This window comes from Pseudomonas sp. HLS-6 TE3448 (assembly GCF_053629555.1).
In genome coordinates, this window is sequence record NZ_JBRJIO010000001.1 from 845,915 (window position 1) to 866,372 (window position 20,458).

Annotated in this window: 17 protein-coding genes; 5 read left to right on the top strand and 12 right to left on the bottom strand. The window is 60.2% G+C overall.

From position 1 onward, the window contains the following. Positions 1-9: 9 nt before the first annotated feature. The 9 genes from trpE to AB7M23_RS04110 form a co-directional block, all read right to left on the bottom strand. A complete protein-coding gene (gene trpE, locus AB7M23_RS04070; RefSeq protein ID WP_330522813.1) occupies positions 10-1,491 on the bottom strand; it encodes an anthranilate synthase component I in 1,482 nt (493 codons plus the stop codon). Between the two features lie 69 nt (positions 1,492-1,560). Beyond that, entirely contained in the window at positions 1,561-2,376 is an 816-nt protein-coding gene (locus tag AB7M23_RS04075) for a phosphoglycolate phosphatase (protein WP_330522814.1), read from the bottom strand. Continuing rightward, positions 2,373-3,047 (bottom strand): ribulose-phosphate 3-epimerase, encoded by a 675-nt coding sequence (gene rpe / locus AB7M23_RS04080; protein ID WP_065759018.1) that lies wholly within the window; start codon positions 3,045-3,047, stop codon positions 2,373-2,375. Before rpe ends, AB7M23_RS04075 begins: the two co-directional genes overlap by 4 nt. 138 nt (positions 3,048-3,185) lie before the next feature. Next, complete coding sequence (locus tag AB7M23_RS04085; protein ID WP_065759019.1) at positions 3,186-4,013, bottom strand: ABC transporter permease; 828 nt, start codon at positions 4,011-4,013, stop codon at positions 3,186-3,188. A gap of 11 nt (positions 4,014-4,024) precedes the next feature. Next, positions 4,025-5,272: an ABC transporter permease gene (locus AB7M23_RS04090; RefSeq protein ID WP_065759020.1), complete on the bottom strand. Its 1,248-nt coding sequence runs from the start codon at positions 5,270-5,272 to the stop codon at positions 4,025-4,027. A 65-nt stretch (positions 5,273-5,337) separates the two neighbouring features. Beyond that, positions 5,338-6,372, bottom strand: coding sequence for an ABC transporter substrate-binding protein (locus AB7M23_RS04095; protein ID WP_065759021.1), 1,035 nt, complete (start codon positions 6,370-6,372; stop codon positions 5,338-5,340). Positions 6,373-6,411: 39 nt separating this feature from the next. Further along, on the bottom strand, positions 6,412-7,536 hold the full coding sequence (locus tag AB7M23_RS04100; RefSeq protein ID WP_102052157.1) for an ABC transporter ATP-binding protein: 1,125 nt from the start codon (positions 7,534-7,536) through the stop codon (positions 6,412-6,414). Positions 7,537-7,781: 245 nt separating this feature from the next. Next, positions 7,782-8,411, bottom strand: a complete 630-nt coding sequence (locus AB7M23_RS04105) for a response regulator (RefSeq protein WP_065759023.1) — start codon at positions 8,409-8,411, stop codon at positions 7,782-7,784. Between the two features lie 15 nt (positions 8,412-8,426). Continuing rightward, positions 8,427-10,817, bottom strand: a complete 2,391-nt coding sequence (locus AB7M23_RS04110) for a PAS domain-containing sensor histidine kinase (protein WP_330522815.1) — start codon at positions 10,815-10,817, stop codon at positions 8,427-8,429. A 94-nt stretch (positions 10,818-10,911) separates the two neighbouring features. Between AB7M23_RS04110 and AB7M23_RS04115 the strand changes: the two genes are divergently transcribed. After that, positions 10,912-11,913 (top strand): alpha/beta hydrolase family protein, encoded by a 1,002-nt coding sequence (locus tag AB7M23_RS04115; protein WP_454240249.1) that lies wholly within the window; start codon positions 10,912-10,914, stop codon positions 11,911-11,913. On the opposite strand, the gene AB7M23_RS04120 is transcribed toward AB7M23_RS04115, so the two are convergent. From AB7M23_RS04120 to AB7M23_RS04130, 3 genes are read right to left on the bottom strand one after another with little or no spacing between them, the layout of a single operon-like run. Then, positions 11,910-12,674, bottom strand: a complete 765-nt coding sequence (locus AB7M23_RS04120; RefSeq protein ID WP_102052160.1) for a TerB family tellurite resistance protein — start codon at positions 12,672-12,674, stop codon at positions 11,910-11,912. The two genes, AB7M23_RS04115 and AB7M23_RS04120, sit on opposite strands and share 4 nt — an antisense overlap. A gap of 1 nt (position 12,675) precedes the next feature. After that, positions 12,676-13,350, bottom strand: a complete 675-nt coding sequence (gene murU, locus AB7M23_RS04125) for an N-acetylmuramate alpha-1-phosphate uridylyltransferase MurU (RefSeq protein WP_454240250.1) — start codon at positions 13,348-13,350, stop codon at positions 12,676-12,678. Beyond that, the gene (locus AB7M23_RS04130) at positions 13,347-14,372 is read right to left on the bottom strand and encodes an aminoglycoside phosphotransferase family protein (protein WP_454240251.1); all 1,026 of its coding nucleotides are present in this window, start codon (positions 14,370-14,372) and stop codon (positions 13,347-13,349) included. The genes murU and AB7M23_RS04130 overlap by 4 nt, the downstream gene beginning before the upstream one ends. A 130-nt stretch (positions 14,373-14,502) precedes the next feature. On the opposite strand from AB7M23_RS04130, the gene AB7M23_RS04135 reads away from it, so the two are divergent. From AB7M23_RS04135 to rsmA, 4 genes are read left to right on the top strand one after another with little or no spacing between them, the layout of a single operon-like run. Beyond that, on the top strand, positions 14,503-17,280 hold the full coding sequence (locus AB7M23_RS04135) for an LPS-assembly protein LptD (RefSeq protein ID WP_454240252.1): 2,778 nt from the start codon (positions 14,503-14,505) through the stop codon (positions 17,278-17,280). Continuing rightward, a complete protein-coding gene (gene surA / locus AB7M23_RS04140) occupies positions 17,261-18,577 on the top strand; it encodes a peptidylprolyl isomerase SurA (protein ID WP_454240253.1) in 1,317 nt (438 codons plus the stop codon). The genes AB7M23_RS04135 and surA overlap by 20 nt, the downstream gene beginning before the upstream one ends. Continuing rightward, entirely contained in the window at positions 18,574-19,563 is a 990-nt protein-coding gene (gene pdxA / locus AB7M23_RS04145; RefSeq protein ID WP_065759031.1) for a 4-hydroxythreonine-4-phosphate dehydrogenase PdxA, read from the top strand. The genes surA and pdxA overlap by 4 nt, the downstream gene beginning before the upstream one ends. Then, the gene (gene rsmA, locus AB7M23_RS04150; RefSeq protein WP_330522819.1) at positions 19,560-20,366 is read left to right on the top strand and encodes a 16S rRNA (adenine(1518)-N(6)/adenine(1519)-N(6))-dimethyltransferase RsmA; all 807 of its coding nucleotides are present in this window, start codon (positions 19,560-19,562) and stop codon (positions 20,364-20,366) included. Before pdxA ends, rsmA begins: the two co-directional genes overlap by 4 nt. Positions 20,367-20,458: the final 92 nt, after the last annotated feature.

Consider the following 20,458-nt stretch of genomic DNA (forward strand, 5'->3'; position numbering starts at 1 on the left):
GCGCCATCTTCACTGGCGTGGCGTCTGCTCGGCCAAGGCTACGGCCCGGAACATCGCGCGGCGCTTGTTGATGGTTTCTTCCCACTCCAGCGCGGGCACCGAGTCGGCGACGATGCCGCCACCGGCCTGTACATGCAACTCGCCGTCCTTGATCACCGCCGTGCGGATCGCGATGGCGGTATCCATGTTGCCGTTCCAGGCGAGGTAACCGACCGCACCGCCATACACGCCGCGCTTTACCGGCTCCAGCTCGTCGATGATCTCCATCGCACGGATCTTCGGCGCACCCGACAAGGTACCCGCCGGAAGAATCGCGCGTAGCGCATCCATGGCCGAAAGACCTTCCTTCAGTTGACCAGTAACGTTAGAGACAATATGCATCACATTGGAGTAGCGCTCGATCACCATTTTCTCGGTGACCTTGACCGAGCCGGTTTCGGATACCCGACCGGTGTCGTTACGCCCCAGATCAATCAGCATCAGGTGCTCGGCGATCTCCTTGTCATCGGACAGCAGGTCTTCTTCCAGGGCACGGTCGGCCTCTTCGGTTGCGCCGCGTGGGCGGGTACCGGCGATTGGACGTACGGTGACCAGGTTGTCCTCGACGCGCACCAGCACTTCCGGCGAACTGCCAACGACGTGGAAGTCGCCAAAGTTGAAGAAGTACATGTACGGCGTCGGGTTGAAGCAGCGCAGCGCACGGTACAGGTCGATAGGCGCGGCACTGAAATCAATGGACATACGCTGCGAAGGCACAACCTGCATGCAGTCGCCCGCCAGGATGTACTCCTTGATGGTATCGACAGCACGCTCGTAGTCGTCCTGCGTGAAACTGGAGCGGAATGCGGGCTCGGCAGCCTGCAACCCCTTGAAATCCAGGCCACGGCGCGGCGTGATCGGCTGACGCAGTTGCTCGAGTAATTGCTCGAGGCGCGCCTGACCTTCTTCGTAGGCGTTTTCCTGCGCCGGGTCGACCAGCACGATCGCATGGATCTTGCTGGCCAGGTTGTCGAACACCACGACGGCATCGGAAACCATCAGCAAAATATCCGGCACACCCAACGGGTCTGGATTCGGGCATTTGCCCAGGCGCTTTTCCACATAGCGCACGCAGTCATAGCCAAAGTACCCCACCAGACCGCCGTCGAAACGCGGCAGACCAGCGATCGTTGGCACCTTGTAGCGATCTTTGAAGGCCTCGACGAATGCCAACGGATCGTCGACATCATGCCGCTCGACTTCTACACCGTCATGGCTGATGCGAACCTGATAGTCATGCACACGCAACACCGTGCGGCACGGCAAGCCAATGATGGAATAACGCCCCCATTTTTCCCCGCCCTGCACGGATTCGAGCAGGTAGGAGTTGGGCTGGTCGGCCAGTTTCAGGTAAATGGACAGCGGCGTGTCGAAGTCGGCCAGGGTTTCGCAGGCAAGCGGAATGCGGTTGTAGCCGGCTGCGGCCAGGCGCAGGAATTCTTCGCGGGTCATGATAGCCTCGTGGCAAGGAGCTATGGGTCGGGCAAGCAAACGTGCCGGGTCAAGCCGGCTAGATAGAAGTCAGGCGCGCCAACGCCAACGGGCCAGTGCCTTGATGACTTTCATCCAGAGTTTGCAGGTGACCACCACGATGGAATCTCTATCAGGGGGGGATTGAACGTCCGACATTAGCTCAGTGTCTGCTTCTAAGCAACCAGGCAAGAGTGCACGAAGGTCATCAATCACCAATGTGGGTGACTCCTCGGCTATCGGACGACCATGGTTATAGCCATAGCTGAGTGCAACACACTTGACGCCAGCAGCCTTCGCCGCCAGCACATCGCTGCGCGAATCACCGACAAACAGCGCGTTTTCTGGCAGCACATTCGCCATTTTCATAACGAACATCAGCGCTGCCGGGTCTGGCTTCTGCTGCGGCAAGGTATCGCCGCCGATGATCCAGCGAAAATAACGGCCGATTTTCATCTGGTCCAGTAACGGGCCAACAAAGCGTTCAGGCTTGTTGGTGATCAGGGCCATTTCCACGCCCTGCTTGCGCAACCAACGCAGCGTATCCTTCACGCCAGGGTAAACCGCCGACAGCGCATGGCTTTCAGCATAGGCCTGCATGAAAATCTCCAGGCCCTTCTCCGCCTCGTCTTCATCGACGGCGGAGTGATCCAGGCCACCGGCCAAGGCGCGGCGTACCAGTACCGCAGCGCCGTTACCGACCCATTGGCGTACAGCCTCAAGGCCAACCGGACGACGGCCCATTTCGAGCAGCATCTGGTCCACAGCGACCGCCAGGTCCGGTACCGAGTCGATCAGCGTGCCATCCAGATCGAACATTACCAGCCTGGGCAGGCTGCCCGGGAACAGCTGCTCGAAACCACTCATGGCCGTGCCAAAGCCAGTTCAGCATGCATTTTGGCGATGACTTCGCGGTAGTCCGGCGCATTGAAGATCGCAGAGCCCGCAACAAAGGTGTCAGCGCCAGCAGCAGCGATCTCGCGGATGTTGTTGACGTTGACGCCGCCATCGATTTCCAGACGGATATCGCGACCACTGGCCTGGATCAGCGCGCGAGCCTCACGCAGCTTGTCGAGGGTGCCGGGAATGAACTTCTGCCCACCAAAGCCTGGGTTGACGCTCATCAACAGGACCATGTCGACCTTGTCCATGACGTACTTCAAGGCATCGAGCGATGTTGCCGGGTTGAACACCAGGCCCGCCTTGCAGCCACCATCACGGATCAGTTGCAGCGAGCGGTCGATGTGCTGGGAAGCTTCTGGGTGGAAAGTGATGTACGTCGCACCGGCTTCAATGAAATCGCCAATGATCCGATCTACCGGGCTGACCATCAGGTGCACGTCGATCGGCGCGGTGACGCCATACTTGCGCAGCGCACTGCAGACCATGGGGCCGATGGTCAGGTTGGGGACGTAGTGGTTATCCATGACATCGAAGTGAACGATGTCGGCTCCGGCCTCCAGCACATTGTCGACTTCCTCGCCCAGGCGAGCGAAATCGGCAGAGAGAATGGAGGGGGCAATAGCGTACGGCTGCATGGCGCACCTGTAGGGCAGAAATCACGGTGGTGCGCATTGTAGCTCAAGCGACCGGCCAAGGGCTGACCGGTATCAATCACGGCGACAAACAGGTACCAAGGCGTGCCCCCCAGGTTTTGCACCTGAGGGGCACAGGCATCAAGCCGGCTGCTGGGTGCGCAGTTTTTCGCTACGCCCACGCAACCATTCCAGGGTCAGCAGCAGGAGCACCGAGAATGCAATCAGCAAGGTCGCGGCCGCCGCAATGGTCGGGCTCAGGTTCTCACGGATACCGCTGAACATTTGCCGTGGCAAGGTCGCCTGCTGCGGGCCAGCAAGGAACAGGGTGACCACCACTTCGTCGAACGAGGTCGCAAAGGCGAACAAGGCTCCGGAAATGACGCCAGGTGCAATCAATGGCAGGGTCACACGGCGGAACGCTGTCAATGGCGATGCACCCAGGCTGGCCGCTGCACGCACCAGGTTATGGTTGAAGCCCTGCAGGGTTGCCGAAACCGTGATGATCACAAACGGCACACCCAGCACGGCATGCACCAGGATCAGCGAAATGAAGCTGTTTCCCATGCCCAGCGGTGCGAAGAACAGGTAGCTGGCCACACCGATGATCACCACCGGCACCACCATCGGCGAAATCACCAATGCCATCACCAGCGATTTACCGGGGAAGTCGCCACGGGTCAGGCCAATCGAGGCCAACGTACCGAAGACCATTGCCAGCACCATGGCCGCTGGCGCAACGATGATGCTGTTCTTCAGTGCGCGCATCCACTCCGCCGAAGCGAAGAAGTCCTGATACCAGTGCAGCGAGAAGCCCTGCAGCGGGTAGACCAGAAAACTGCCCGAGTTGAACGACAGTGGAATGATGACCAGCACCGGCAACACCAGGAACAGCAGGATCAGCCCGCAGAGGATACGCAAGCTGTAGAACCAGACCCGCTCGATAGGCGACATGTAAGGACTCAACATGGAAAGGCTCCTCAGCTCAGACGACGGCGGCTTGAACCGACCAGCCAGCTATAGATCAAGTACAACAGCACGGTGGCAAGCAACAGCAAACCGCCCAGCGCCGTGGCCATACCCCAGTTGATACTGGTGTTGGTGTAGAAGGCGACGAAGTAGCTGACCATCTGGTCGTTCGGGCTACCCAGCAACGCTGGGGTGATGTAGTAACCGATCGCCAGGATGAACACCAACAGGCAGCCTGCGCCAACGCCCGCATAGGTTTGTGGGAAGTACACCCGCCAGAAGCTGGCGAAAGGATGGCAACCCAGCGAGATGGCTGCACGCATGTAAGTCGGCGAAATGCCCTTCATCACGCTGTAAATCGGCAGGATCATGAACGGCAGCAGGATATGCACCATGGAGATGTACACACCGGTCCGGTTGAACACCAACTCCAGTGGCTTGTCGATGATGCCGATCGCCATCAGTGCGCTGTTGATCAAACCACCAGACTGCAACAGCACGATCCAGGCGGCAACACGCACCAGGATCGAGGTCCAGAACGGCAACAGCACCAGGATCATCAGCAGGTTGCTCTGGCGGGTTGGCAGGTTGGCAAGCAGATACGCCAACGGATAGGCCAACAGCAGACAGATGCCAGTGATGACGAAGCCCATCCACAGGGTACGGGCGAAAATGTCCAGGTAGATCGCCTGGTCAGGGGTAGCCGGGGCCAGCTCGCCCAGATCGTCGATACGATGGTCCAGGGAAGCCAACAGGTAGAACGGGGTGATACTACTGGTGTTACGGCGGATCGCCTGCCAGTAGGCGGGGTCGCCCCAACGCTCGTCCAACTCCTGCAGCGCTTCTTTATAAGAAGCCGGCTCGGCCTTGAACGGAAGGGCACGGGCAGTCTTGGCCAACAGGCTACGGTAGCCAGCCAGCTCCATGTTCAAACGCTTGGACAGGTCGCCCAAGGTCTGGTTCTTGCGCGATTCGGCGAGGTCGTCGGCCAATGCCTTGTACACCGGCTCGGCCGGCAGGCTCTTGCCATCCCACTCGCTGACCGCAACGACGGTACGCGGCAAGCCGCTGACCACCTCAGGGTTACCGACACTCTTGTACAACAGCGCCGCGATAGGCACCAGAAACACCAGCAGCAGAAACACTGCCAGAGGTGCGATCAATGCCTGCGCCTTCCAGCGGTTGACCCGCTCGGCATGCGCCAGGCGACGCTTGAGGGAAGGACCGGTGCCTTCGTTCAGGGGCACTGCGATGGCCATAGCGAACTCCGAAAAACTTGATCAAAAGGCGCGTCACCGGAAGGGTGACGCGCCATCAGCACGGCTTACTTGGCTGCCCACGCGTTGAAGCGTTGCTCCAGTTGCTCGCTATTGTCGGCCCAGAACGCCACGTCGATTTGCACCTGATTGGCGATGTTTTCCGGGGTGGTCGGCATGTCTTTCTTGATGCTGTCAGACAACAGGGCGACAGCTTTCGAATTCGCCGGACCGTAAGCGATGTTTTCGGAGTAGGTCTTCTGCTGCTCTGGCTTGACCGAATAGGCGATGAACTTCTTCGCCTCTTCAAGGTTTTTGGCACCCTTTGGAATGGCCCAAGCGTCGAAGTCGTAGATACCGCCGTTCCACACCACCTTCAGGTTGCTTTCTTTCTGAACGGCGGCGATACGACCGTTGTAGGCCGAGCTCATGACCACGTCACCCGAGGCCAGGTACTGCGGTGGCTGAGCACCGGCTTCCCACCACTGGATGCTTGGCTTGAGTTCATCAAGCTTCTTGAAGGCGCGATCCTGGCCTTCCTTGGTCGCCAGCACTTTGTAGACTTCCTTCGGCGCGACACCGTCGGCCATCAAGGCGAATTCCAAGGTGTACTTGGCGCCCTTGCGCAGGCCACGCTTGCCCGGGAATTTCTTGGTATCCCAGAAATCGGCCCAGCTGGTTGGCGCAGATTTCAGTTTGTCGGCGTTGTAGGCCATCACCGTGGACCACACGAAGAAACCTACACCGCACGGCTGAATGGCACCGGGAACATAGTCGGACTCATCACCGAACAGCGCCGGGTCGAGCTCCTCGAACATGCCTTCGTCGCAACCACGCGCCAGCTCTGGCGATTCGACTTCGACCAGGTTCCAGGACACGCTTTTGGTGTCGACCATGGCTTTGACCTTGGCCATCTCACCGTTGTACTCACCCGCAACAATCTTGCCGTTGCCAGCCTTTTCCCAAGGCTCGTAGAACGCCTTGGTCTGGGCTGCCTTATTCGCGCCACCAAAGGAAATCACAGTCAGATCGGCCGCCGCCATGGCCTGGGTTGCTGCGAACAGGCCCAAAGAAAGGGCGGTCAACTTCAAGTGCTTGAGCATTATTATTCTCTCCACAGTGCAGGGTTGGTGAAGCAAACCTCAATGGGCTTCCAGGATCGGATCGAGCGCGCGACCGTGCTCGACCTCCCAGCCCAGCGGTACCACATCGCCCACAGCCAGGGCTGGGTCGAGTTCGGCAATCGGCTGCTTCACGAAGAAATCGGCCTTGCCGCAGACTTCCAGGCGCACCCTTACGTGGTCACCCAGGTAGACGAATTCGGCCACGCGGCCGGAGAAACGGTTGACGCAATGTTCGCTATGACCGTTGAGGCGCACGCGCTCAGGGCGAATCGAAAGGGTTACAGGCTCGCCCGGCTGACCGACGTTGACCGCCAGCGCCTCAACCTTCTCGCCACGCGCCAGTTGCACCTGGCAACGGTCACCGCTCTGGCTGAGCAAACGGCCATTGATACGGTTGTTCTCACCGATGAAGTTGGCAACGAAGGTGTTCTTCGGCTCTTCGTAGAGGGTGCGTGGGTCGGCGATCTGCTGAATCTCGCCTTGATGGAACACCGCCACCCGATCCGACATGGTCAAGGCTTCACCTTGGTCGTGGGTCACATACACCACGGTCACGCCAAGGCGTTGGTGCAGGTGTTTGATTTCCATCTGCATGTGTTCACGCAGCTGCTTGTCCAGCGCGCCGAGCGGTTCGTCCATCAGAACCAGCTGTGGCTCGAACACCAGCGCCCGGGCCAAGGCCACACGCTGCTGCTGACCACCGGAGAGCTGGCCCGGATAACGCTGGGCGAAGGCATCGAGCTGAACCATGTTCAGCACACGCTTGACCCGCTCACTGATGTCGGTCTTGCTCAGGCCGCGCACGGTCAGCGGGAACGCCAGGTTCTCGGCAACGGTCATGTGCGGGAACAGTGCATAGTTCTGGAACACCATGCCGATGTCACGTTTATGCGGCGGTACATTATTGATCGAGCGACCCGCCAGTTGGATCTCGCCAGCGGTCGGGGTCTCAAAGCCAGCCAACATCATCAGGCTGGTAGTCTTGCCCGAGCCCGAAGGCCCCAACAAGGTGAGAAACTCGCCTTTGCGAATGTCCAGATTGAGGTCTTTGACGATTAGCGACTCGCCATCGTAGCTCTTCTGCACACCACGGAAGCTGACCAGCACTTCGCCGGTTGCAGCGCTCGAATTCACCTCACTCATACCCGTACCTTTTTGTTGGATGACTGCCGTAACACAAGCCTAGTGAAGGCAAAAGGCAGCGCAAATCGGGGGTGGAGAGAGATTGACATCAGCCGGGTGGAAGGGTTGTTGTAGGGATTGCCCTACAAGGATGGCGTTTTTAGATATCCGCCGACGCTACTGGAGCCCCCCAACCAATGCCGCCCCCGGCAGGACAGCGTGGGAAGGGCCCGATGGGCCGACGCAAGGTGTCGTATTCAGAACAGTCAGAGCAGCTTGTGCTCCATGGCGTACTTAACCAGCTCAGCCAGCGAGTTGACGTTGAGCTTCTGCATCAGCCGCGCCTTGTGCGTGCTGATGGTCTTGTTGCTCAGGGCCAGTTGCTGGGCAATGTCGTTGACATTGGCACCCTGGGCCAGGCGCTCGAAGACCGAAAACTCACGTTCGGATAGCAGCGAGTGCAGGGGGCGAGCGTCCGTCAGGCCTACCTCAAAGACCATTCGGTCTGCCAGGTCGGGATCAATGTAACGCCCCCCTGAAGACACCCGGCGAATCGCCGTCAGCAACAAGGCAGGGTCACTGTCCTTGGTTGCATAGCCGGCGGCGCCAATCTTCAGCGCCCGTGCAGCCATCTGTGCTTCGTCATGCATCGACAGCACCAGGATCGACGGCGGGTTGTTCAGCGCCCGGATACGCGGGATCGCCTCAAGACCATTGACGCCTGGCATCGAGATGTCCAGTAACACCACTTCGCACTCGGTATGACGCAAGGTATCGAGTAGCTGCTCGCCATTGGCGGCCTCGCCCACCACCTGCATGTCCTTGGCCAGGCCGATCAATTGTTTGATGCCTTCGCGCACAATGGTGTGGTCTTCAGCAACCAGTACTCGTATCACGGCCCTGCTCCTGTGTTAATCCAAGGGAATCCGCACGCTCAGGCTGGTGCCCTCGCCCGGTTCACTGTTGAGTGTCATGGTGCCGCCCAGCATCAGCACCCGCTCGCGCATACCAACCAGCCCGAAGGAACTCGGGCGACTATCGTGCATGGCGAAACCAATACCGTCATCACTGATGGTCAGGCATAGCTGCTGCTCATCTTCGGTCAGGCTTATCTCTACAGTATGCGCCTGGGCGTGGCGCATCACATTGGTCAACGCCTCCTGCAAGATACGAAACAACCCCGTAGCCTTGGCATCGCTCAAGGGCGGCACGTTTTCAGGCACCTCCACCAGGCAAGGAATCTGCGTACGCGCCTCAAAGCGACGCGCCTGCCATTCGATTGCCGAAGCGATCCCGGCGTCGAGGATCGGCGGGCGCAATGCCGTCGCTACATCGCGCACCAGTTGAAAGAGCTGGGCAATCAGGCGTTTCATGCTCGCCAAGCGTTCATTCAAGCCGGGGTCGAGGTCGGCATAAGCAAGCTCGCACATCGATGTTTCCAGTTTCAGTACGGTGAGCATTTGGCCCAGTTCGTCATGCACCTCGCGGGCGATGCGGGCCTTCTCTTCCTCCCGGACGCTTTCCAGGTGCGCCGACAGCTCACGCAATTGCTCCTGCGAGCGCGCCAACTCCAGTTCGATCACCTTGCTCTGGGTGATGTCCCACACGATGCCGTCCCAGACCACACGCCCATCGCCCAGTGCCCGCGCGGTGGCCTTGATGTCGGCCCAGCGTATGTCGCCCTGACGCGTAACGATTCGCCCCTGCCAGGCCCAGTCACTGTCAGTCTCAAGTGCTCGGTCCTGGACCTGATGATAATGGGCACGGTCATCCGGATGAACCAGGCTGCGCAAGCCCATATGCGGGCGCTGGATTTCAGCCGGCGTATAGCCAACGAGTGCCTCACTGCCCTCACTGATGTAGGGGAACTCCAAGAGACCAACAGGCGGATCCCGCTCCAGGCGAAACACCAGGCCCGGGACGTTGGCGGCAATCCCCTTGAGCCGTGCCTCGCTTTCCTGTTGCGCCGCCAATGCACGGCGACGCTCGGTGACATCGGTCAGGAACACCACCAAGTACTCGGCATCACGAAAACGCAGGAAGCTCAGCGAAACATCCACCGGCAACAGTCGGCCATCAGCGCGCAGGCATTCGGTTTCAAAGCGTTGCGCCGCTTCGTCACAGGAACGCGCACGCTTCCACAGCGTCAACCAGCGATCCATGTGCAGATTGGGCTCGAAATCGATCAACGGGCGCTCCACCACCTGCCCCGACGCATAACCGAGCATCGCTTCGGCTGCGCGGTTGGCATAACGTACATGGCTGTCCCAGTTGACCCACAGAATGCCGACGGTACTTTGATCAATCGAGAACTGGCTCAAACGCAGCGCCTGTTCTCGCGCCAAACGCTGGGCAATATTGTCGCGCGCGGCGAGCAGGCTATGTTCCAGCGCATGCTGTTGACGCCGCTGCCAGAGCACAATGGCCATGGCGCTCAGCAACAACGCAAGCAGCAGCAGGCTCAGGTTTTGCCAGAAACCCGGCGACTCGCTCAGGCGCGGGTACTTGGGCTGCAGCCAACGGTTGTGCAGTTTCTCGAGGTCTTTGGGCGGAATCGCCTGCAGCCCCCGCTCAAGTATTTCCGCCAACTGCGGCCAGTCACGTCGCGAGCCGATACGCAGCAACTGCGGCAAGCCAATATCACCGACCACCGCCAGCTCGCTGAATTCGTTCTCGCGAGACAGACGGCTGAGCTGGGCTTCATCCACCACCGCGTAGCGTGCCTGTTCAGTGAGCAACAGCTGTAGAGCCTGGCGCTCCAGTGGCACACCTTGCACATTCAAATTGGGATAGGTGCTGCGCAAATAATCGGCCACCGCACTGGGCATGCGCACAGCCACGCGGTCCGTACTGCTGAGCTTTTCCAGGTCCACCGCTACGGCACCATTACGCGGGCCGACAATCAGCTGCGGCACACGCATGTACGGGTCGCTGAACAACCATAAGCGCAAGCCCGCAGGCGTTTGGGTCAGGCCTGGGGCCATATCGATTTCGCCGCCCACCAGCGCGTGCTCAAGCGCCGACTGGTCAGGATAGTTACGCCATGTCAGGTCCAGCCCCAAACGCTTGCCGAGCCAGTTCATCAACTCGACATTAACCCCCGAAAGCTGCTGAAGCCTGCGGTCGAACTGAGCATATGGGGCTTGCAGTACCAAACCCACACGCAGGCTGCGATGTTCGTCCAGCCACTGCTGTTGAGCCGGATCCAGCTGCAGCGGCGGCGTTGTCGATGCCGGTGCGGCCCACACGATAAAGGGCAGACAAAAACAGCCGATAAACCACAAGCAGCGCAAACGCTTCATCTTGAATCTCGTCATAGAACGGACGGCCTCAGAGCATGGCCGTCCCGGACAAATACCTTTAGGCTGCCGGTAATAATCTGGCCTGGATAGATCCATGTTCCCACTGAATCGCACAACGCTTCCTGCGTTATGCCTGTCCTTGATACTACCTTGTACCCTACACGCCGCAGATGGCGAAACGCCAGAGCCGGCGAAAGAGGCACAGCCCGCGCCTGTGCAGCGCCAAGCCCTGAATGAACGCAGCCAGGACGATGCCTTGGCACTTGAGCGCCAAGCCCCAAAAGAAGAACAACAAACCCTGCAAGCCGGCAGCGAGAGCTTTCTGGCCCTCTGGAAGCCCGCCAATAGCGGCGACCCGGAAGGAGCATTGATCATTCTTGCGGGTGCCGGCGAAACCGCAGACTGGCCAAAGGCTATTGGCCCACTACGGCGCAAATTTCCGGATGCCGGTTGGCACAGCCTTAGCCTGAGCCTGCCCGACCTGCTGGCTGACAGCCCGCAACCCAGGGCCGAACCACCGGCCAAGCCCGCAGAGCCCAGCGCAGAAGGCCAGCAGGCACCGGCCAAAGACACACCTGCCGACGCCAATGCCAGCGTTGAACAAGCCACGGCCGCCGAAGGCGAAAGTGCCGATAACAGCGAACCGGCAAAAACGCCGGAAGCTCAAAGCAACGCCGATGCCGAACGGATTTTTGCTCGCCTGGATGCGGCCGTCGCTTACGCGCAGCAACAGAATGCCCGTAGCGTTGTACTGCTCGGACATGGCACGGGGGCCTACTGGGCTGCTCGCTACCTGAATGAACGCCAACCGGCGCAGGTACAAAAACTTGTTATGGTCGAAGCACAAACACCGGCCACTGCGGACCAGAACCTGACGGCCCTGGCACCGGGGCTGAAGCTGCCGACGGCCGATTTCTACTACAACCAGCCACGAGCCCGAAAGGCGGCCGAGCAGCGACTACAAGCCAGCAAACGGCTAAAAGGCAGCAACTACCACCAAGTGGTCCTCACTGCCATGCCCGGTAACCGCAACGCCGAACAGGAAAACCTGTTTCGCCGGGTCCGTGGCTGGTTGAGCCCCAGCCAGGACAACTAAAATCCCTGCCGCGTGCGGATGACCGAGTAAGCCTGATGCAGATCACGGGTGTACTCGGTCGCCTCCCGCACACGCTCAGGGCTCGCGCCACTACCCACTAATTTGTCGGGGTGGTGACGGCTCAACAAGCGCCGATAAGCACGCTTGATCTGCTCAGGCGCTGCGCCCACCTCGACACCCAGCAACTTCAGCGCATCCGGATACGCCAGGGTGGCACTGCCCAGCGCGGTTTTCTGAGGTTCATAGTCCTGCGTCAAGGCCTTCACCTTGGCGGCTGACCAGCCCAACGCCTGCCCCCATTGCACAATCAACTCACGTTCATGAGGGCTGGCCCGGCCATCAGCCCAGACCATCCGCAGACACGCACGCAAAACCCCTTCGGCAGCATGCGGTTGCTGCTTGAGGCGACGCAGATAGCGCCCGAGCCGCTCCCGTCCGTTCTTGCCCCGGTTGAACGCCGCAATCGCCCGGCGCCGCGCCGGATCGCTCATTTCCAGGCGCTGCATTTCCTGCCGTGCCTGCTGAATGTGCCCCTCCACCACTCGGCCGTCACTCTTGGCCAACCGCCCCAACAGCAGAAACAACACCTCATCGTCACGCAACACGGGGCGACCACCCAAGCGCTCACGCACGTGCGCCCAGCTATGCAACTGCAGACGGCGGTCCATCGCCTGACCAAGTAACGCCCCCAGCAAGGCCCCAGGAATGCTGGCAATGGCGAAACCCGCCCCAGCACCAATCACTGTGCTCGGCCACAACATCTCAGCGACGCTCGACAGTCATGATGCGTTCGACATCGGCAAGACGCTCAAGCGTGCCCACATCCACCCAATGGCCAGCGAAGTGCTCGCCGCTCACCTGCCCCGTCGTCATCGCCTGGCGCAACAGCGGCGCCAGTTTGAACGCGCCTGGCTGGCAGTCGGCAAAAAGTGCCGGATCAAGCACGGCAATACCGCTGTAGGTCAGGGTGTCAGCCCCCGCCTCGGCGTCGAGCACCCGGCCATCGACCAAACGAAAATCACCCTTGCCGTGATGCCCGGGGTTATCCACCAGCACCAAATGCGCCAAACCCGCCAAGGGCTGACGCAAGCGGGCGAAGTCAAACTCGGTCCAGATATCGCCGTTAACCAGCGCAAACGGCGCATCACCCAGTAGTGGCAACGCCTTGTAGATACCCCCGCCGGTTTCCAGTGGTTCACCTTCCGCCGAGTACTGAATGCTAAGCCCCCACTGCGCACCGTCACCCAGGTAGTCTTCAATCTGCTGGCCAAGCCAGGCGTGATTGATCACGACATCCTTGAACCCGGCGGCAGCCAGTGCCTTCAGGTGATACTCGATCAACGGCACCCCCGCCACTGGCACCAAGGGCTTTGGGGTATGCAGCGTCAGCGGCCGCATGCGCTCGCCTTTTCCCGCAGCCAGGATCATTGCCTTCATGACCGCACTCCGGCTGCCTGCTGCAACTGCGTGATCAACTCACCGAGTTCAGCAAGCTCCGGACGACGGGCAACCACTGCATCTATATAAGCAAAGAAACGCGGCACATCACCCAGGTAGCGTGGTTTGCCATCGCGGTGGCAGATCCGCGCGAAAATGCCGATCACCTTCAGGTGGCGCTGCACGCCCATCAGGTCACTGGCACGGTGGAAACTGTCAAAGTCGCCTTGCACAGGGATGCCCCGGGCTTGCGCACGCTGCCAGTAATCACGCAACCAACCGGCTACGCGGGCCTCTGGCCAGCTCAGAAACGCATCTTTGAACAGGCAGGTGATGTCATAGGTGACCGGGCCATACACGGCATCCTGAAAATCCAGCACGCCCGGGTTCGGGGTACTGAGCATCAGGTTGCGCGGCATATAGTCGCGGTGCACCAGTACCTTGGGCTGATCCAGCGCACTGTCGATCAATAGACCGCTCACACGCTGCCAGGCCGCGTGTTGCGCCTCGCTGAAGGCAAGCCCCAGCTCCCGCCCCACGTACCACTCAGGGAACAACTCCAGTTCGCGGCGCAGCAGCGCGACGTCATAGCTGGGCAATGGCGCCGTCATGGGTAACCGCTGGAACGCTAACAGTGCGTCAACCGCATCATTGAACAAGGTGTCGGCATTGTCGGCATCAATGACATCCAGGTAAGTCTGGTTGCCCATATCACTGAGCAGCAGAAAGCCACGCTGCAGATCCTGCGCATAAATGTTCGGGACATGGATGCCGGCACTGGCCAGCAAATGATCGATATCCACGAAGGGCTTGCAGTTTTCCTGGGGCGGCGGTGCATCCATGACGATAAAACTGCGGCCATTGGCCTCCCAACGGAAGTAACGGCGGAAGCTGGCATCGCTGCTGGCGGCAGTCAGGCTGCCTTGCGGCACCTCGCCCCAGCCCTGGGCCTGGAACAGATTTGCCAGTTGTTCATCGAGCCAGACATTCAAGTGTTGCAGGCGTACATCGTGATCGGGCATTACAAGGGTCTCCGACGGCCCTAGCCGTCAAGCGGGTCATGCTTTATTATCCAGCATCTTTTTCAGACCATCGAGAGGCGTGCGGCCCCACACGCGGGCAGATGGCACGCAGGAAGCCCGGACTAATAAGATGGCATTGAAATCCCCCGCGTTTCGTAAAAAATTCCCGTTGCTGGTTACCGGCGGCTTGCTGGCCATGCAACCTCTGGCGACGTCGTATGTGGTCGCCGCAGAACAGTTCGACTGTCAAGTGTCTGCTGCCGGCGGTTGGGACTGCAAGCCCAAGACCACTACTGCCAACTTGCCTCCACGTCCTGTGCACCCAGGCGCCGCCGTCAGCTCGACCGACGAAACCTCGGCACCCGCTGCCGAAGCGGCTGAAGAGCCGGGCAAAGGCCCGATGCTCGTCACTGAAAGCAAAGGCCGTGTACTGAAATCGCGTAGCGCCGATTACAGCCATCTTGACTGGGTACCCCGTGACAAGCTGACCCCTGCACAACTGGCCGAGACCGGCCCGTACTGTGGTGGCGCCTATGTCGAGCCAACCCGCCCCGGCATGAACGACAGCACCCCGAAAGACGAAGCACCGACCTTCATTGGTGCCAAGGTTTCGCGCTATCAGCAGGAGCAGCAGATCGCTCAGCTCGCCGGTGACGTAGTGATGCGCCAGGGCAGCATGCAGGTCGAGGCCGATGAAGCCAACCTGTACCAGGCTGAAAACCGTGGTGAACTCAAAGGCAACGTGAAGATTCGCGACAACGGCTCGCTGGTGGTTGGCGATCACGCCGATATTCAGCTCGACACTGGCGAAGCCAAGGTCGACAACGCCGAATACGTGATGCACAAGTCACACATCCGCGGTAACGCCCTGTATGCCAAGCGCGCCGAAAACGCCATCATCCGGCTGAAAGACGGTACCTACACCACCTGTGAGCCGAACAGCAACGCCTGGCAGCTCAAGGGCAACAACATCACGCTGAACCCGGCCACCGGTTTCGGCACCGCGACCAACGTCACCCTGCGGGTCAAGGATTTCCCGGTGTTCTATACACCGTACATCTACTTCCCGATCGACGACCGTCGCCAATCCGGCTTCCTGCCACCGTCGTTCAGCACCAGCAGCGACAGCGGCTTCACGCTGGTCACCCCGTACTACTTCAACCTGGCGCCGAACTACGATGCCACGTTGTACCCGCGCTACATGGCCAAGCGCGGCCTGTTGATGGAAGGCGAGTTCCGCTACCTGACCGAGTCCAGCGAAGGCCAATTCGGCGGCGCCTGGTTGAACGACAAGGAAGACGAACGCAAGCTGCAGTCCGACTACAAGGACCAGCGCTGGATGATCAACTGGCAGCACAAAGGCGGCCTTGACTCGCGCCTGATGACTGAAGTCGACTACACCGACATCAGCGATCCGTACTACTTCCAGGATCTGGAAACCGACCAGATTGGCGTTGAAAGCCGCGACTACGTGAACCAGCAGGGTGCGCTCACCTACCGTGCCGAGGATTACACGGCGCGGTTGAACGTGCAGGCCTACGAGCTGGCGACGATCACCCGGATCACACCATACGACCGGTTGCCGCAAATCACCTTCAACGGGAAGCTGCCGTACCATCCAGGCGGGCTGGACCTTTCCTACAAGACCGAGTTCGCACGCTTTGAGCGCGATCTGCGCACCGGCGACTTTGTCGATGAAAACGGGGTCGCCAGCCCTTGGTATGACACTCGCGTTTCGGGCCTGGCACGTGCCAATGGTGACCGAATCAACCTGGCACCACGAATCAGCCTGCCGCTGGAAACCGGTTATGGCTTCCTGAAACCATCGCTGACCTACGTCTACACCGACTACAACCTGGACCTGGATCAGCGCGGGAAAGACACACTGGCCGATGGCGAGACCTTCAAAAGCTCGCAGAACCGTGACGTCCCTGTCTTCAGCGTGGACAGCGGCCTGTACTTCGACCGCAACACCCAATGGTTCGGCAAGAACTACCGCCAGACCCTGGAACCGCGACTGTTCTACCTGTATGTGCCTTACAAAGACCAGACTGATATCCCAGTCTTTGACACCAGCGAAAGCACCTTCAGCTATTCCTCACTCTTCCGTGAGAACCGCTTCAGTGGCTCCGACCGCATCGGCGACGAGAACAAACTGTCGCTTGGCGTGACCAACCGCTGGATTGAAGAGAACGGTTTCGAACGGCAACGCTTCAGCATTGGCCAGGCCCTGTACTTCAAGGACCGCAAAGTCCAGTTGCCGCGTATTGACTGGCGTGATCGCGAAGATGCCCAAGCGAATGTCTCGCCCTACGCGCTGGAATACCAGTACCGCTTCAACCGCGACTGGCGCCTGAACTCCGACTTCAACTGGGATCCGGACAGCCGCAGCACCCGTTCGGGCAGTGCGATGTTCCACTACCAGCCTGAAGACAACGTCAACAAAGTGGTCAACCTCGGCTATCGCTACCGTAACGATGCCGTCCGCTATGACCAGACCACTGGTAAATGGCAGGTGGGTGGTGGCGACTATGGCAAGCCGGGTGACGCGAACTACGTCAAGGACTACTACAAGATCCAGCAGCATGACTTCTCTGTCATCTGGCCGGTCGTTCCGCAGTGGAATGCCATCGCTCGCTGGCAGCATGACTACAACCGCAACCGTACGCTGGAAGCCTTCGGTGGTTTCGAGTACGACAACTGCTGCTGGAAACTGCGTCTGATCAACCGCTACTGGATCGACTACGACGAGTTCAGCCAGGACGCACCAAGCAACGAAAAAGGCGACCACGGCATCTTCCTGCAGATCGTACTCAAAGGTCTCGGTGGCGTAGTGGGCAACAAGGTCGAGACGTTCCTCGACGAAGGCATTCAAGGTTATCGTACACGTGAAGACCAAGCTTATTGATTGTCTGCGCCCGCTGATGCTGGGCGCTGTATTGCTGAGTTCCGCAGTGCATGCCGCGGTACAGGAACTGGACCGCGTGGTGGCCATCGTCGATAACGATGTGGTCATGCAAAGCCAACTGGACCAACGTGTGCACGAGGTGCAGCAAACCATCGCCAAGCGCGGTTCTGGCGTTCCGCCAGCCAGCGCCCTGGAGCCGCAGGTACTGGAACGCCTGATCGTCGAGAACCTGCAATTGCAGATCGGCGACCGTTCCGGCATCCGCATCACCGATGAAGAGCTGAACCAGGCCATTGGCACCATTGCCCAGCGCAATGGCATGAGCATCGATCAGTTCCGCGCAGCCCTGGCCCGCGACGGCCTCTCCTATGAGGACGCCCGCGAGCAGGTTCGCCGCGAGATGATCATCAGCCGTGTGCGTCAACGCCGTGTAGCCGAGCGCATTCAAGTGTCGGAGCAGGAAGTGAAGAACTTCCTCGCCTCGGACCTGGGCAAGATGCAACTCTCTGAAGAGTTCCGCCTGGCGAACATCCTGATCCCGACCCCGGAAAGCGCCAACTCGGCTGCAATCCAGGCTGCTGCCAAGCAAGCCGGCGAGGTGTACCAGCAGCTCAAGCAGGGTGCTGACTTCGGCCAACTGGCTATCGCCCGCTCCGCCAGCGAAACGGCACTGGAAGGTGGTGAGATGGGCTGGCGCAAAGCTGCTCAACTGCCGCCACCGTTCGACCGCCTGCTGAGTTCCCTGTCGGTCGGTGATGTTACAGAGCCAGTGCGTACGCCAGGGGGCTTCATCATCCTCAAGCTGCTGGACAAGCGTGGTGGCCAAACCCAGGTTCGTGACGAAGTCCATGTTCGTCACATCCTGATCAAGCCAAGCGAGATCCGCAGCGAAGCCGCAACCAAGCAGTTGGTGGAAAAGCTCTACGACCGGATCAAGGCCGGGGAAGACTTCGCTGAACTGGCCAAGAGCTTCTCGGAAGACCCAGGCTCGGCGCTCAATGGTGGCGACCTGAACTGGATCGACCCGAACGCCCTGGTGCCAGAGTTCCGCGAAGTCATGGCAAACAGCCAGCAAGGTGTAGTGTCCAAGCCCTTCAAGACCCAATACGGCTGGCACGTACTTGAAGTGCTGGGTCGCCGCGCCACCGACAGCACGACTCAAGCCCGCGAACAACAAGCGTTGACCGTACTGCGCAACCGCAAGTACGACGAGGAGCTGCAGACCTGGCTGCGTCAGATTCGTGACGAAGCCTACGTTGAAATCAAGCTCCCCGGCGCGGCCCAGGCCGCCCAGTGAAACGCCAACGTTTCGCCCTGACACCCGGCGAGCCGGCCGGCATAGGTCCAGACCTGTGCCTGCTGCTCGCTGCACACGCCCAGCCTTACCCTCTGATCGCCATTACCAACCGTGACCTGCTCGCCGAGCGGGCCGCGCAGTTGGGCGTGGCCGTCACACTGCTGCCCGTGTCTGCCGATGCCTTCCCGGATACACCTGCCGACGCAGGCAGCCTGTATGTCTGGGATACACCGCTGCAAACCGCTGTGGTGCCTGGGCAACTGGATAAAGCCAACGCCGCCTTCGTGCTGGAAACCCTCACCCGTGCGGGCCAAGGCTGCCTGGATGGCCATTTCGCGGGCATGATCACCGCGCCGGTGCACAAAGGCGTGATCAACGAGAGCGGTATCGCCTTCTCCGGCCACACCGAGTTTCTTGCTGACCTCACCCACACCCAGCAGGTGGTAATGATGCTGGCGACACGCGGCCTGCGTGTTGCGCTGGTGACCACTCACCTGCCCTTGCGCGACGTGGCCGACGCCATCACCGAGGAGCGGCTGGAGCGCGTCACGCGTATCCTGCATGCCGACCTGGTGAACAAGTTTGGCATCGCCAACCCGCGCATCCTGGTCTGCGGCCTCAACCCGCATGCCGGTGAAGGCGGCCATCTGGGCCGCGAAGAAATCGACATTATCGAACCGACATTGGCGCGCCTGCGCAGCGAAGGCATGGACCTGCGCGGCCCATTGCCCGCCGATACCCTGTTTACCCCCAAATATCTGGAGCACTGCGATGCAGTGCTGGCGATGTACCACGACCAAGGCCTGCCCGTACTCAAGTACAAAGGGTTTGGCGCTGCAGTGAACGTGACCCTGGGCCTGCCGATCATCCGCACTTCGGTTGATCATGGCACCGCCCTGGACCTTGCCGGAACCGGCAAGATCGACACCGGCAGCCTGCAGGTCGCCCTGGAAACCGCCTATCAGATGGCCGAGACCCGTTTATGAGTGAGCAATATCAACACCGGGCGCGCAAGCGCTTCGGCCAGAACTTCCTGCATGACGCAGGCGTTATCGACCGTATCCTGCGTGCCATTCACGCTCGCCCAGGCGAGCGCATGCTGGAAATCGGCCCAGGCCAGGGTGCACTGACCGCAGGCCTGCTGGGCAGTGGCGCAGAGCTGGACGTGGTGGAACTGGACAAGGACCTGATCCCGATCCTCAACCACCAGTTCGCCGGCCGTGACAACTTCCGCCTGCACCAGGGCGATGCCCTGAAGTTCGACTTCACCAGCCTGGGGGCCGCCCCACACAGCCTGCGTGTCGTCGGCAACCTGCCGTACAACATCTCCACCCCGCTGATTTTCCACCTGCTGGATAACGCCGGGCTGATCCGTGACATGCACTTCATGCTGCAGAAAGAAGTGGTCGAGCGCCTGGCCGCAGGGCCTGGTGGCGGCGACTGGGGACGTCTGTCGATCATGGTTCAGTACCATTGCAAGGTCGAGCACCTGTTCAACGTCGGGCCTGGCGCCTTCAACCCGCCTCCCAAGGTTGATTCAGCCATCGTCCGCCTGGTGCCTCACGAAACCCTGCCGCACCCAGCCAAAGACCACCGGCTACTTGAGCGCATTGTTCGTGAAGCCTTCAACCAGCGCCGCAAGACCTTGCGCAACACCCTCAAGGCGCTGCTCAGCAGCGAGGCGATCGAGGCGGCCAATGTCGATGGCAGCCTGCGTCCGGAGCAACTCGATCTCGCCGCCTTTGTCCGCCTGGCCGACAAACTGGCCGAGCAGAACGGCGCCGAATAAGCCTCCCGCCGGTCAACCGTGCATTCACGGCTGGCCGGCCGCCCCGCCTTTGGCCTAGACTGAAGCAATTGCAGCATTCGCGTTTGCTTAAG